Annotated in this window: 13 protein-coding genes; 12 read left to right on the forward strand and 1 reads right to left on the reverse strand. The window is 73.6% G+C overall.

The genetic code is table 11. From position 1 onward, the window contains the following. The first annotated feature begins 15 nt into the window (after nt 1-15). The 4 genes from GFH29_RS06440 to GFH29_RS06455 all read left to right on the forward strand — a co-directional run bounded on the left by GFH29_RS06440 (nt 16) and on the right by GFH29_RS06455 (nt 4087). Nucleotides 16-480, forward strand: coding sequence for an MSMEG_6728 family protein (locus GFH29_RS06440; RefSeq protein ID WP_153322564.1), 465 nt, complete (start codon nt 16-18; stop codon nt 478-480). 133 nt (nt 481-613) lie between these two features. Then, complete coding sequence (gene serA / locus GFH29_RS06445) at nt 614-2200, forward strand: phosphoglycerate dehydrogenase (RefSeq protein WP_153322565.1); 1587 nt, start codon at nt 614-616, stop codon at nt 2198-2200. Nucleotides 2201-2278: 78 nt separating this feature from the next. Then, a complete protein-coding gene (locus GFH29_RS06450; RefSeq protein ID WP_153322566.1) occupies nt 2279-2977 on the forward strand; it encodes a YczE/YyaS/YitT family protein in 699 nt (232 codons plus the stop codon). A 12-nt stretch (nt 2978-2989) separates the two neighbouring features. Then, on the forward strand, nt 2990-4087 hold the full coding sequence (locus tag GFH29_RS06455; protein WP_153322567.1) for an NAD(P)H-binding protein: 1098 nt from the start codon (nt 2990-2992) through the stop codon (nt 4085-4087). A 41-nt stretch (nt 4088-4128) separates the two neighbouring features. On the opposite strand, the gene GFH29_RS06460 is transcribed toward GFH29_RS06455, so the two are convergent. Continuing rightward, a complete protein-coding gene (locus GFH29_RS06460; protein WP_153322568.1) occupies nt 4129-4698 on the reverse strand; it encodes an O-methyltransferase in 570 nt (189 codons plus the stop codon). A gap of 401 nt (nt 4699-5099) precedes the next feature. On the opposite strand from GFH29_RS06460, the gene GFH29_RS06465 reads away from it, so the two are divergent. The 8 genes from GFH29_RS06465 to GFH29_RS06500 all read left to right on the forward strand — a co-directional run bounded on the left by GFH29_RS06465 (nt 5100) and on the right by GFH29_RS06500 (nt 13690). Beyond that, nucleotides 5100-5237, forward strand: coding sequence for a hypothetical protein (locus GFH29_RS06465; protein WP_153322569.1), 138 nt, complete (start codon nt 5100-5102; stop codon nt 5235-5237). Between the two features lie 10 nt (nt 5238-5247). Then, on the forward strand, nt 5248-6333 hold the full coding sequence (locus GFH29_RS06470; protein ID WP_153322570.1) for a 3-isopropylmalate dehydrogenase: 1086 nt from the start codon (nt 5248-5250) through the stop codon (nt 6331-6333). A gap of 145 nt (nt 6334-6478) precedes the next feature. Next, on the forward strand, nt 6479-7567 hold the full coding sequence (locus GFH29_RS06475; protein ID WP_153322571.1) for a branched-chain amino acid aminotransferase: 1089 nt from the start codon (nt 6479-6481) through the stop codon (nt 7565-7567). Between the two features lie 131 nt (nt 7568-7698). Then, entirely contained in the window at nt 7699-8760 is a 1062-nt protein-coding gene (locus tag GFH29_RS06480) for a FecCD family ABC transporter permease (RefSeq protein WP_153322572.1), read from the forward strand. After that, complete coding sequence (locus tag GFH29_RS06485) at nt 8757-9830, forward strand: FecCD family ABC transporter permease (RefSeq protein WP_153322573.1); 1074 nt, start codon at nt 8757-8759, stop codon at nt 9828-9830. The genes GFH29_RS06480 and GFH29_RS06485 overlap by 4 nt, the downstream gene beginning before the upstream one ends. 48 nt (nt 9831-9878) lie before the next feature. Further along, a complete protein-coding gene (locus tag GFH29_RS06490) occupies nt 9879-10778 on the forward strand; it encodes an ABC transporter ATP-binding protein (protein ID WP_153322574.1) in 900 nt (299 codons plus the stop codon). An 83-nt stretch (nt 10779-10861) separates the two neighbouring features. Next, on the forward strand, nt 10862-11908 hold the full coding sequence (locus GFH29_RS06495) for an iron-siderophore ABC transporter substrate-binding protein (RefSeq protein ID WP_228387806.1): 1047 nt from the start codon (nt 10862-10864) through the stop codon (nt 11906-11908). 57 nt (nt 11909-11965) lie between these two features. Continuing rightward, complete coding sequence (locus tag GFH29_RS06500; protein WP_153322575.1) at nt 11966-13690, forward strand: serine/threonine-protein kinase; 1725 nt, start codon at nt 11966-11968, stop codon at nt 13688-13690. The last annotated feature ends 22 nt before the right edge of the window (nt 13691-13712 follow it).

A 13712-nucleotide genomic window follows, 5' to 3' on the forward strand; every position in this document is an offset into this window, starting at 1 on the left:
GGTCACCGGTGGCTCGTGCAGACGTTCCTGCCCTACCCCGGCTTCGAGGCCTCGGCGCGGGTGCTCGACGCGCGGCGGCTCGGCAAGCAGCGGGTGGAGGGGATCCAGGTGATCCGCGGGCTGATCGTGCCGGGGTACGGCTGGCGCCACCACCCGGCGGTGAAGATGTGGCGGGGGTACGTCGAGGCGCTGGGGCGCTACGCGCTCACCTGCTGCGAGGTGTGGGTCGAGGCGGGCCGCGCCGACACCTGCGCGGCCACCATCCGCACGGACCTGGCCGGGGCCGGCGTGGAGCGGGTGCGCAGCCAGGCCGCGCTGGGGCGTGCCGGCGCGCTCCCGCCGTGGCTGGGGGAGGAGGCCTTCCACCGCAGCCACCGCTCGGCGCTGGTGCGCAAGGACCCGGACTTCTACCGCCCGCTGTTCCCCGACGTCCCCGACGACCTGCCCTACGTGTGGCCCGCGGCCTCGCCGCCGTCGTGAGGCTGGACCGGCCCGGGGCCACGGGTCTGCTCCGGTAGGCTCGGCCACCGGCACAGCGTCGTGCACCACCGGCCCCGGCGGCGCCCACCGGCACCTCGGGTCCGTCTCCTCCAACGATCTAGGAACGCCCGCTGTGAGCAAGCCCGTCGTCCTCATCGCCGAACCCCTGAGCCCCGCCACGGTGGAGGCGCTCGGAGGAGACTTCGACGTGCGCCACTGCGACGGCACCGACCGGGCGGCGCTGCTGAGCGCGGTGGGGGAGGCCGAGGCGCTCCTGGTGCGCTCCCAGACCCAGGTCGACGCCGAGCTGCTCGCCGCCGCGCCCCGGCTGCGGGTGGTCGCGCGGGCCGGCATCGGCCTGGACAACGTCGACGTCCGCACCGCCACGACGTGCGGTGTCATGGTGGTCACCGCGCCGACCTCGAACGTCGTCTCGGTCGCGGAGCTGACGGTCGCCCTGATGCTCGCTGCGGCTCGGCACGTGACGCGCGCCGACGCCGCGCTGCGCGCCGGCAGCTGGGACCGGGCCCCGTTCGTCGGCACCGAGCTCTTCGACAAGACCGTCGGCATCGTCGGGCTGGGGCGCATCGGCGTGCTGGTCGCGCAGCGGCTCGCGGCCTTCGGGATGCGGGTGCTCGCCCATGACCCCTACGTGCAGGCCGGCCGGGCCGCCCAGATGGGCGTGCGTCTCGTCGACCTGGACACGCTGCTCGCCGAGTCCGACTTCATGTCGGTGCACCTGCCGCGCACCAGCGAGACGATCGGCCTGATCGGCGAGGCCGAGCTGCGCCGGGTCAAGCCCTCCCTGGTGCTCGTCAACGCCGCCCGCGGCGGCATCGTCGACGAGGCGGCGCTCTACGCGGCGCTGTGCGAGGGCCGGGTGGCGGCCGCGGGGCTCGACGTGTTCGCCGATGAGCCCTGCGTGGAGAGCCCGCTGCTCACCCTGCCCAACGTCGTCGCCACGCCGCACCTGGGCGCGTGCACCGCCGAGGCGCAGGAGAAGGCCGGCCTCGCCGTGGCCCGCTCGGTGCGGCTGGCGCTCGCCGGCGACCTGGTGCCGGACGCGGTCAACGTGCAGGGCGGGGTGATCGCCGAGGACGTGCGCCCCGGCATCCCGCTCACGGAGAAGCTCGGCCGGATCTTCACCGGCCTGGCCGGCGGGGTGGCCCAGCAGCTCGACGTCGAGGTCCGCGGCGAGATCACCGACCACGACGTCAAGGTGCTCGAGCTGGCCGCGCTCAAGGGCATGTTCGCCGACGTCGTCGAGGGCAACGTGTCCTACGTCAACGTCCCGCTGCTGGCCGCCGAGCGCGGCACCCTGGTGCGCCTGGTCGTCGACCCGGAGAGCCCCGACCACCGCAACCTGATCACGCTGCGCGGCACCATCGCCGACGGCTCGCAGGTGTCGGTCAGCGGCACGCTGGTCGGCATCGCTCAGCGTGAGCGGCTGGTCGAGGTCAACGGCTTCGACGTCGACCTCGAGCCGACCGACCACCTCGCGTTCTTCGCCTACACCGACCGCCCGGGGATGGTCGGCGTCCTCGGGCGCGTGCTCGGCGAGGCCGGCGTCAACATCGCCGGCATGCAGGTCGCGCGCGACACCCGCGGTGGCCGCGCCCTGGTCGCGCTCTCCGTGGACTCCGTGATCCCGGTCGGTGCGCTCGAGGAGATCGAGAGCTCCCTGGACGCCGCCACCGTGCGCGCGGTCGACCTGGTCTGAGCCTCAGGCGATGACAACCCTCGGCCAGTTCCACGATTGGCACTGGGCAAGCAGGCCAACCCGGGATGGGGTGGACCCATGACCCGCACGTCACCCGCCGGCCTGGCCGACCTGGGCCCGGTGGCCCAGCTGCGCGCCGGGCGGCTCGGGCGCCGCCTGCCCCAGCTGTTCCTGGGACTGGTCCTCTACGGCGTCTCGCTGGCGATGATGGTCCGCGGCGACCTGGGCCTGGCGCCGTGGGACGTGCTGCACTCCGGGCTGATCCGGCACCTGCCGATGAGCCTCGGGCAGGCGGTCGTGCTGATGAGCTTCGTGGTGCTGGTGCTGTGGATCCCGCTGCGGGAGGTTCCGGGCCTGGGCACGGTCGCCAACGCCTTCGTCGTGGGGATCTCCGCGGACGCCACCCTGGCGGTGCTCGACGCCCCGGCCGCACTCGTCTGGCGCGGAGGTCTGTGCGTCGGCGGGGTGGCGCTGTGCGGGCTGGCCGGCGCGATGTACATCGGTGCCCAGCTGGGCCGCGGGCCCCGCGACGGGCTGATGACCGGCCTGGCGCGGCGTACCGGCGGGTCGCTGCGGCTGGTGCGCACCGGCATCGAGGTGACGGTCGTCGTGGTCGGCCTCGCCCTCGGTGGTGCGCTCGGCGTCGGCACGGTGCTCTACGCCCTCGCGATCGGGCCGCTCACCCAGCGCTGGCTGACGGCCTGGACCGTCCGACTGCCCACTGATAGCAGGATATATGATCTGCGTCATGGCCCGTCGGGCCGTCATCCTGCCTGAGAGGGAGCAGCCATGGCCTTCAGCACCATCACCGATCTCGACGTCGCCGCCGCGCAGGGCCACAGCCGCGAGCTGCGCAGCCGTCTGCTCGAGACCGAGTCGACCACCTATGTGACCGGCCCGGTCGGCACCGGCAACGGTGAGCGCGTGCTCCTGCTCGGCGGCACCGGCTACATCGGGCGCGCCGTGGTCAAGGAGCTCGCCGCTCGTGGCTACCGTCCGGCCGTGCTGGCCCGCAGCGCCGAGACCAAGAACGACCCCGACTACGCCGAGGCCGAGGTCGTCGTGGGCGACCCGACGCGCGCCGCCGATGTGGAGTCCGCGGTGGCGGCGGCCCCGACGGCGGTGGTGATCTCGCTGCTGAGCGGGCGCAAGCCCAACGACGCCGAGGAGTGCGAGATCGTCGACCACGACGCGGTGGTCAACGGGATCCGCGCGGCCGTCGCGCACGAGGTCGAGCAGTTCATCCACATCAGCGACTTCGGCGCCTACCGCCCCGAGCTGATCCCGCAGGTCTACAAGCTCCAGGTCGAGGGCGAGCTGATCGGTGAGCACCACGGCCGGCTGAACTGGACGATCGTGCGCCCCACGGCGTACTACCCCTACCTCTCGATGACCTTCGGTGATGTCAAGAACGGCGAGCCGTACCGGATCTTCGACCACGGCGAGTACAGCGTCGTGAACCCGATCGCGCGCGAGGACCTCGCCGAGTTCATCGTCAACCAGGTGCTCGCGCCGGACGCCTACCGCCGGGTGCTGCCGGTCGGCGGCCCGTGGGTCCCCGAGAACGTCGTGACGCTCAAGGCCGCCGGCGAGATGATGTTCGACGTGCTGGGCCGGACCCCGGAGTTCAACGTGGTCACGATGGCGTCGTGGGACAAGAAGATCGCCCGCCTGACCCGCCTCGGCAAGATCAGCAAGCAGCTCAAGCCGGTCGCCTTCTACCTCGAGGCCGCGAAGTACTGGTCGGTCGTCGACCACGTCGCCCCGGCGTACGGCACCCGCACGCTGCGCGGCTTCATGGAGAAGCTCAAGGACCGCGAGTTCCCCACCGGCAGCTTCAAGGAGCGGATGAAGAACGGCACCCAGATGATGCCGACCGACATCTGACCCACCCCGCGCCCCTCCCGTCGTACACCGACTGGGAGGGGTCAGCGGCGGGTGGCGACGATCACGGAGGCGTCGGAGGCGACCATCACCTCGACGGCCGTGAACCGCTCGTCGGTGAGCCACTGCTCGCGCAGGGTGTCGACGCGGCCGTAGGTGACCGGCGGCCAGATCTCGCACGGGGTGAAGTCGTCGAGCACGACGAGGCCGCCGTCCTCGACCAGGTCGGCGATGGCGTCGACGCCGACGTCGCCGGGCTCGGTGGAGTCGAGGAACAGCAGCGAGAACGGGCCCTTGTCGAGCAGCGTGGACCAGTCCGCGGCGAGCACCTCGACCTGCGGGTCGTCGGCGAAGATCGTCGCGGCCGCCCGCGCCAGCTTGGGGTTGAGCTCGGCGGTGATGATCCGCGCCGCGTCACCGCGTACGCCGGAGCGCAGCCAGGCGGTGCCGACGCCGCAGCCGGTGCCGAACTCGGCCATGGTCCCGCCCCGGGTCGCGGCGAGGGTGGCCAGCAGCCGCCCGGTCTCGTTGCGGCAGAACGACACGTACCCCGCGGTCCGGGAGACGGCGAACGCGCGGGAGACCACGTCGGGAAGGTCGGGCGGTGCGCTCATGTCGGCGAGTCTTGCACCTGCACGAGCCCGTCTCGCATGGCGAACAGTTCCTGAGAACCCGGTTCCCGCGGCGGCGAACCCGGGAGTAACATCACCGCCACCATGCGGAGCGTCTTCGTACTTCTCGAGCGCCGCGGCGAGGCCTGAGCAGCACTGCTCACGAGAGGCCACCTCGCCGCGGTGGTCGGCGTTGACGGCTTCTCGCACATCTGTCGATGTCTCCGCGGCGGGTACGCCCTCGAGCTGGCGTGATCCGCACTTCTCCTGACCGGCTGGTGCCGTTCCCCGGGTGATCCCCGGCCCGGCGCCGCCGCACCGTCGTCCCGCCGCGGGGCCGTCGTACGGATGTGGCACCACGTCATCCGCACCGCACCCGTCCCGCGACGACCAGGAGAGCACCGATGTATGACATGTATCCCGAGTGGGGACCCGCCAGCCACCACCCCGACAACCCGCACAGCCGCGAGAACACCGCGCTGGCCGTCCAGCGGGCGCTCGACCTGCGGGACAACGGCGGTCAGCGCCCCGACGACAACTAGCGTGAGCCCCATGACCAGCACGAACTCCGCCCCCGCACCCGCCTCCGGCACCGTCCGTCTCGCCGTCGTCCCCGGCGACGGCATCGGCAAGGAGGTCACCCCCGAGGCCCTGAAGGTCCTCGAGGCGGCGGCCCCCGCGGGCGTGAAGTTCGAGCAGACCCACTACAGCCTCGGTGCCGAGCACTACCTCGCCACCGGCGAGGTGCTGCCCGACGGCGCGCTCGCCGAGATCCGCGAGCAGGACGCGATCCTCCTCGGTGCGATCGGCGGCAAGCCCAACGACCCGAACATCCCCCCGGGTCTGCTCGAGCGCGGCCTGCTGCTGCGCCTGCGCTTCGAGCTCGACCACTACGTCAACCTGCGACCCTCGCGCCTCTACCCCGGCTCGAGCTCGCCCCTCGCCGACCCCGGCGAGATCGACTTCGTGGTCGTCCGTGAGGGCACCGAGGGCCCCTACACCGGCAACGGCGGCGCGCTGCGCGTCGGTACGCCGGCCGAGGTGGCCACCGAGGTCTCGGTCAACACCGCGTACGGCGTCGAGCGCCTGGTGCGCGACGCCTTCGCCCGCGCCCAGCGCCGGCCCCGCAAGAAGCTCACCCTGGTCCACAAGACCAACGTGCTCGTGCACGCCGGCTCGGTGTGGTGGCGGCTGTTCAACGAGGTGGCCGCGGAGTACCCCGAGGTCACCACCGACTACCTGCACATCGACGCGGCCACGATCTTCATGGCCACCGACCCCGCACGCTTCGACGTGATCGTCACCGACAACCTCTTCGGCGACATCATCACCGACCTCGCCGGCGCCGTCACCGGCGGCATCGGCCTGGCCGCCTCCGGCAACGTGAACCCGTCGGGCACCGCCCCGTCGATGTTCGAGCCGGTGCACGGCTCCGCTCCCGACATCGCCGGGCAGCAGAAGGCCGACCCGACCGCGGCCATCCTCTCCGCGGCCATGCTGCTGGACCACCTCGGTCACCCCGAGGCGGCCCGTCGCATCGACGACGCCGTCGTCGCCGACCTCGCCGCCCGCACGCCCGGCCAGGCGCGCCGTACTCCCGAGGTCGGCGACGCGATCGCCGCCCGAGTATCCGGCTGACGCCCGCTCCGCCCTCCGGTCGGACGCCGGGCACCCCAGACGGTGCCCGGCGTCCGCCATTTCCCGCTGCTTCCCCGACTGAGCGCGCGTGCTCGTTCCCGCACCGCGAGCCCGCGCCGACCCGACTAGGACTACCGTGCCTTCTATGCAGATCCGCACCACGACCAACCCGAACCCGGTCAGCGACGAGCGCCTCGCGGAGGTGCTCGCCGACCCCGGTTTCGGCAACCACTTCACCGACCACATGCTCACCGTGGAGTGGACGCCCGAGGCGGGCTGGCACGACGCCCGCATCGAGCCGTACGGCCCGATCACCCTGGACCCGGCCACCGCGGTGCTGCACTACGCCCAGGAGACCTTCGAGGGCATGAAGGCCTACCGCCACGCGGACGGGTCGATCTGGACCTTCCGTCCCGAGGCGAACGCCGAGCGCATGGCCCGCTCCAGCCAGCGGCTGGCGCTTCCGGTGCTCGAGGTCCCCGACTTCCTCCAGGCGGTCGAGGAGCTGGTCCGCATCGACCAGCGCTGGGTGCCCGACACCACCGCGCCGGGCGCGGGGGAGAAGAGCCTCTACCTGCGTCCGTTCATGTTCGCCTCGGAGAAGTTCCTGGGCGTGCGTCCCTCCCAGCACGTCACGTTCATGGTGATCGCCAGCCCGGCCGGCTCCTACTTCAAGGGCGGGCTGAAGCCGGTCTCGCTGTGGCTGACCGAGGACTACACCCGCGCCGGCCGCGGCGGCATGGGCGCGGCCAAGACCGGCGGCAACTACGCCAGCTCGCTGGTCGCCCAGCAGCAGGCCACCGCGAACGGCTGCGACCAGGTCGTGTTCCTCGACGCCCAGGAGGGCAAGTACGTCGAGGAGCTGGGCGGCATGAACATGTACTTCGTCTACGCCGACGGCCGCATCGTCACCCCCGCGACCGGCACGATCCTCGAGGGGATCACCCGCAGCAGCATCATCGACCTCGCCCAGCAGATGGGGCACAAGGTCGAGGAGCGCCGCTTCGGCATCGACGAGTGGCGCGAGGGCGTCGCCAGCGGCGAGATCGTGGAGATCTTCGCCTGCGGCACCGCCGCGGTGGTCACCCCCGTCGGCAGCCTGAAGTGGGACGGCGGCGAGGTGCCGTGCGTCCACGAGAGCGGCGAGGTCACGATGGCGATCCGCTCCGCGCTCGTCGACATCCAGTACGGCCGCGCCGAGGACACCTTCGGCTGGATGCGCCGCGTCGTCTGAGCCGTGACGGGCGCCCGGGCTCGGGCCCGGGACCCCCAGCGGTACGCCGGTGGGACTCGCCACCTCGCAGACGTGAGGTTAGCCTTACCTTCGAGGCGCGCCGTCCGGGCGCGCGCACAGCGGAGGTGGCGATGAGCTCGACGCTCGACCGGCCCCCCGCCGTACCCTCCGCGCCGCCGCGGGTGCGCACCACCCGGGTCTCCCGCGGCGTGGTGAGCGTGCTGGTGCTGCTCGCGCTGCTGGCCCTGGTCGCGCTCGCCAGCCTGATGTGGGGCGCGCGCGACATCAGCCCGGGCCAGGTCTGGGCCGGGCTCTTCTCCCCGGACGCGGACGACAACGACCACGCGGTGGTGCGTGACCTGCGCGTGCCGCGGACCCTGATCGGCATCGTCGGGGGAGCCGCGCTCGGGGCAGCCGGGGCGCTGCTGCAGGGCGTGACCCGCAACCCGATCGCCGACCCCGGCCTGCTCGGCATCAATGCGGGGGCCTCGCTCGCGGTCGTCACCGCGATCTCCGCCCTCGGCGTCTCCTCGGTGGCCGGCTACCTGTGGTTCGGCTTCGCCGGGGCCGCGATCGCGGCGGTGGTGGTCTACGGAGCCGCCTCGCTCGGCTGGGAGGGCGTGACGCCGATCAAGCTCGCGCTGGTCGGGGCCGCGTTCACCGCGACCGCGACGTCGCTGAGCAGCGTCGTGCTGCTCACCGACCAACGCACGCTGGGGGAGTACCGCTTCTGGCAGGTCGGCTCGCTGGCCAACCGACCCCTCGACGTGCTGGTGGTCGTGCTCCCGTTCGTGGTCGTCGGCCTGCTGCTCGCGCTCGCCTCCGGGCGGGTGCTCAACGCCCTCGCCCTCGGCGACGACGTCGCCCGCGGGCTGGGCCAGGACGTCGCCCGCGGCCGGCTGATCGTCGTGGTCGCCGTGGTGCTGCTGTGCGGCTCCGCGGTCGCGCTGGTCGGCCCGATCGCCTTCATCGGTCTGGCCGTCCCGCACCTCGCGCGCGTGCTCGTCGGCCCCGACTACCGCTGGCTGGTCGCCCTCTCCGCGCTCCTCGGCCCGGTGCTGCTGCTCGCCGCCGACGTGGTCGGGCGCCTCGTCGTACGACCCGGCGAGCTCGAGGCCGGGCTGGTCGTCGCCGTGCTCGGCGCCCCGGTGCTGATCGGCATCGTGCGCCGCTCGCGGGCGGTGGCCGCATGAGCACGCCCACGCTGCTTCCCGGGGTCCCCGACGAGCGCCTCGAGGTCGCCGCCCGCGGCCTGCGCGCCACCCGTCGGCACCGGCAGACTCGGCGCGCCGTGGTCACCCTCGGACTCCTCGTCGTCGCCGTGGCACTGTGCCTGACCTCGCTGATGATGGGCGACTACCCGCTCTCCGTCGGCCAGGTGCTGGCTGCGGTCGCCGGCTCCGACGCCGCCCCGGCGTCCTTCATCGTCACCGAGCTGCGTCTGCCCCGGGTCGCGCTCGGCGTGCTGGTCGGGGTCGCCTTCGGCATCGCCGGGGCGCTGTTCCAGTCGGTGCTGCGCAACCCGCTCGCCAGCCCCGACGTCATCGGCATCTCCCAGGGCGCGAGCGCCGGCGCGGTCGCCGCGATCCTGCTCGGCGGTGCCAGCGGCGCCCTGGTCTCGCTCTCCGCGATCGCCGGGGGAGCGGCCGTCGGCCTGCTGCTGTACGCCGTGGCGTGGCGCGGCGGGATGACCGGGCACCGCTTCGTGCTCGCGGGCATCGGCGTGGCCTACGTGTGCTCCTCGGTGATCGGCTACCTGCTGACCCGCAGCGAGGTGCAGCAGGCCCAGTCCGCGCTGCTGTGGATGACCGGCAGCCTGGCCCAGGCCGACTGGAGCCTGGTGCGCCAGCTGGCGCTCGCCCTGGTCGTGCTGGTCCCGCTCGTCGCCGGCGTGGCGCGCGCGCTCGACGTGCTCCTGCTCGGCGACGACCAGGCCCGCAGCCTGGGCCGTCGCCCCGACCTGACCCGCGGGCTGGTGATCGCCCTCGGGGTCGCCCTGGCCTGCGTGGCCACCGCGGCCGCCGGCCCGGTCGCGTTCGTGGCGTTCACCGCCGCGCCCATCGCCCGGCGCCTGCTCGGCGACGGCACGCTGGCGCTGCTCCAGGCCGCGCTGGTCGGGGTGGTCCTGGTCGTCGGCGCCGACCTGGTCGCCCAGCACCTGCTCCCCGCCGACATGGCGGTCCCGGTCGGGGTCGTGACCGGCGCCATCGGCGGGCCCTACCTGATCTGGCTGATGGCCAGCGGGCGCGCCCGCGCCGCCTGAGCCCGCCCCACCGAGACCCGCAGGCCACCAGTGAGAAGGAGAACCGCGATGACGCTGACCGCGCACCGGTCGGAGGAGACCGGCACCCGCGACGGGGCGCCGGTGTCGCTGGTGGCCCGTGGCGTGCACCTGGCCTACGACCAGCGCACGGTCGTGCACGGCGTCGACCTGGCCGTCCCGTCGGGACAGGTCACGGTCATCGTCGGGGCCAACGGCTGCGGCAAGTCCACCCTGCTGCGCGGCCTGGGCCGGATCCTGCGCCCCACCGCCGGCACCGTGGAGCTCGACGGCACCGACCTGCAGCGGCTGCGCCCGCGCGACGTCGCGGCCGTGCTCGGGCTGCTGCCCCAGCAGCCGATCGCGCCCGAGGGCATCACGGTCAGCGATCTGGTCGCCCGCGGGCGCCACCCGCACCAGGGCGCCTTCCGGCGCTGGAGCTCGACCGACGCGGACGCGGTCGCCGCCGCCCTCGCGCTCACCGACACCCACGAGCTGGCCGGGCGCCGGGTCGAGGAGCTCTCCGGCGGCCAGCGCCAGCGCGTCTGGGTCGCGATGATGCTGGCCCAGGACCCGCGCATCATGCTGCTCGACGAGCCCACGACGTACCTCGACATCGCCCACCAGGTCGACCTCCTCGACCTGCTCGCCGAGCTCAACGCCACCCGCGGCACCACCGTGGTGATGGTGCTGCACGACCTCAACCTCGCCGCGCGCTACGCCCACCACCTGGTCGTGATGGCGGACGGACGGCTGCTGCGCGAGGGCCCGCCCGCGGAGGTGCTGGACGTCGACTGCGTGCGCGACGCGTTCGGCCTGGAGTCGCGGGTGATCGCCGATCCGGTGACCGGCTGTCCCCTCGTCGTACCGGTCGGGCGGTACGCCGCGGGCGCGCCGACGCACCCCGTCCCGCCGACCGCTCCGCCAGCGGCCCCGCGACCCACACCGTGACCGGGGCCCCGACCGCGCGTTAAGGTAAGGCTGTCCTAATCAGTCGGGTCGCTCGCTGACCCCCTCCACCCCGAGGAGTGGACGTGACGTCCGTTCGCCAGATCCCCACCCGGTCCCGCTCCCGCGCGGCCCTGTCGCTCGCGGCGGCCGCCCTGCTCGCCCTGCCGCTGGCCGCCTGCGGCTCCGACGACGACTCGGACGCGCCCGCGGCGGGCACCAGCAGCGACACCTTCGAGCCCGTGACCATCGAGCACGCCTTCGGCGAGACCGAGATCGAGGAGAAGCCCGAGCGGGTCGCCACCTGGGGCTGGGGCTCCCCGGATGCCGCCCTGGCGCTCGGCGTCACCCCCGTCGCGATGGAGAAGCTCAGCTACGGCGCCTCCGAGGACGGCTTCATGCCGTGGCAGGAGGAGGCCTTCGAGGAGTCCGGCGACGAGACCCCCATCGCGCTGACCCCGGGTGAGGCGCCGCCGTTCGAGGAGATCGCGGCCGCGGACCCGGACGTCATCCTCGCGACGTACTCCGGCATCACCGAGGCCGACTACGAGAAGCTCTCGAAGATCGCCCCGACCGTCGCCTACCCCGACCAGCCCTGGGCGACCCCGTGGCGCGACGTGGTCACCACCGTCGGCGAGGCGCTCGGCCAGTCCGAGGACGCCGAGCAGCTGCTCGAGGAGATCGACGCCGAGGTCGCCGAGGCGGCGAAGGAGAACCCGGAGTTCGAGGGCAAGACGATCGCCGCCGTCGCGATCGACCCCAGCGCCTTCTACGTCTACCGCGGCGCCGACCCGCGCGTGGAGTTCCTCGAGGACCTCGGCTTCACCCTCGCCCCGAGCGTGGACGAGCTCGACACCGAGGAGACGAGCTTCTACTACACGCTGAGCACCGAGGAGGTCGACAAGCTGACCTCCGACGTGCTGCTGTCCTACGTCCCGACCGAGGAGCGGGCCGAGGAGATCGCGAAGGACCCGACCTTCAAGACCATGCAGCAGTTCCGTGACGACACCGTCGCCACCGTGGTCGGCGAGGACGTCGTGGCCGCCGTCTCGCCGCCGACCGCGCTGTCGCTGACCTGGGGCCTGGACGTCTTCGTGGACGCGCTCGCGGACGCGACCGCCAACGTCCGCTGACCCGCCGTACCTCGAGGGTGGCGCGGGCGGCCGGCCGGCACGGGTAGATTTCGACCCGTGTCAGAGCTCCCGGCCTCCCGCGCCGCCGCGAAGGTGGGGGACTACACCCTCCTGGCCAAGATCGGCGAGGGCGGGATGGGAGTGGTCCACCTCGCCCGCCACGACGACGGGCACCGCGTCGCCCTGAAGGTGATGCGCCCCCACATCGTCGGCGACGACGAGGCGCGCGCCCGGCTGGCCCGCGAGGTCAGCTCCTTGGAGCTGATCCGCAGCCGCTGGGTGGCGGAGATCCTGGACGCCGACCCGTGGGCCGAGGTGCCCTACGTCGCCACCCGCTACGTGCCGGGGCTCTCGCTGCACGACCACGTGGTCGAGGAGGGGCCGATCACCGGCCCGGACCTGCTCTGGTTTGCCGCCGGGCTCGCCGAGGGCGTCGCCAGCGTCCACGCCGCGGGCGTCCTGCACCGCGACATCAAGCCCTCCAACGTGCTGATGGAGGGGCGCACCCCGATCCTCATCGACTTCGGGCTGGCACGGGTCGCCGACGACCCTCGGCTGACCCACACCGGGTGGCTGCTCGGCACGCCCGGCTACCTCGCCCCGGAGATCCTCTACGGCGACGACGCCACCGCCGCCTCCGACCTCCACTCCTGGGCCGCCACGGTCGCCTACGCCGGCACCGGCCGCCCGCCGTTCGGGCGCGGCCCCGCGATGGCGATCATGGACCGGGTACGCCGCGGCGAGCACGACGTCAGCGGGCTGCCCGACGACCTGCCCGAGGACCTGCGCGGGCTGGTCGAGGCCGCCCTCGACCCCGACCCCCAGCACCGGCCGACGCTTGCCGACGTGCTGCACCGGCTGCGCCCGCGCACCACCCGCTCCACCGCCCCGGTCCCGCCGCCGCCCGCGGCCGAGGACATCCACACCGTGCCGCTGGCGTTGGCGTCGCACCAGGCGGCGTACCAGCCGACCGACCGGATCCTCGAGCCCGTCGAGGACGACTGGGACGAGGACGGGTACGACGACGGGTGGCACGACGACGCGCCGCCGACCCGGGTGGAGCCGGCGCGCGCCACCCGGATGCTGCCGCGGGAGCACTGGGACGATTCGCCGGAGCGTTGGGACGGCTACGCCGAGCCCGTCGACCTCGTCGACCCCGTCGACCTGGTGCCGCCGCGCGCAGGGTTCGCCGAGCGCGCCCGACGTGCGGTGCTGTGGTCCGGTGCCGCGACCGGGGTGGGCGTCGGCGTCGCGGCGTACCCCTGGCTGGCGACGGCCGTGGTGCTCGTCGCGGTCTGGTTGCTGCGCAGCGGATCGCTCACCGCGAGCGCGGTCGGCGACCGCCGCCGGCTGCGCGGCCGGCGTTGGTACGACGGGCCGCAGCTGCTGCTGAGCGCGCCGTGGGGCCTGGTGCGCTCGATCCCGAGCACGCTGGTGCTGGTCCTGTGGAGCGCCGGCCTGGCCGCCGCTGCCGGACTGATCTGCTACGCCTTCGCCGCGGCGATGCCGGCGACCCTGCTCGTGTGCGGGACCGTGCTCGGGCTCGCGCTGTCCTGCGGCCCGGGCGGTGACCGGGTGCGCCGTCCGCTGGCGCGGCTGGTCCACCCGGCCGCGGCCTCGGGGTCGAGCTGGGTGCTCGCCGCGGGCGCGCTCGTGGCCCTGGTCGGGGTGCTCGCCTGGCAGCTGGCGGACGCCGGCCCCAGCTGGGCCCCCGCGACCGACCGCCCGCTATCCGGGATCTCCGACCTCCCCGGCCTGCCCTGGGACGACAACCCCTCCTGAACCCCGGCCGACGGGTTGAGTC

It is taken from the genome of Nocardioides sp. dk884, assembly GCF_009557055.1.
Classification (GTDB): Bacteria; Actinomycetota; Actinomycetes; order Propionibacteriales; family Nocardioidaceae; genus Nocardioides.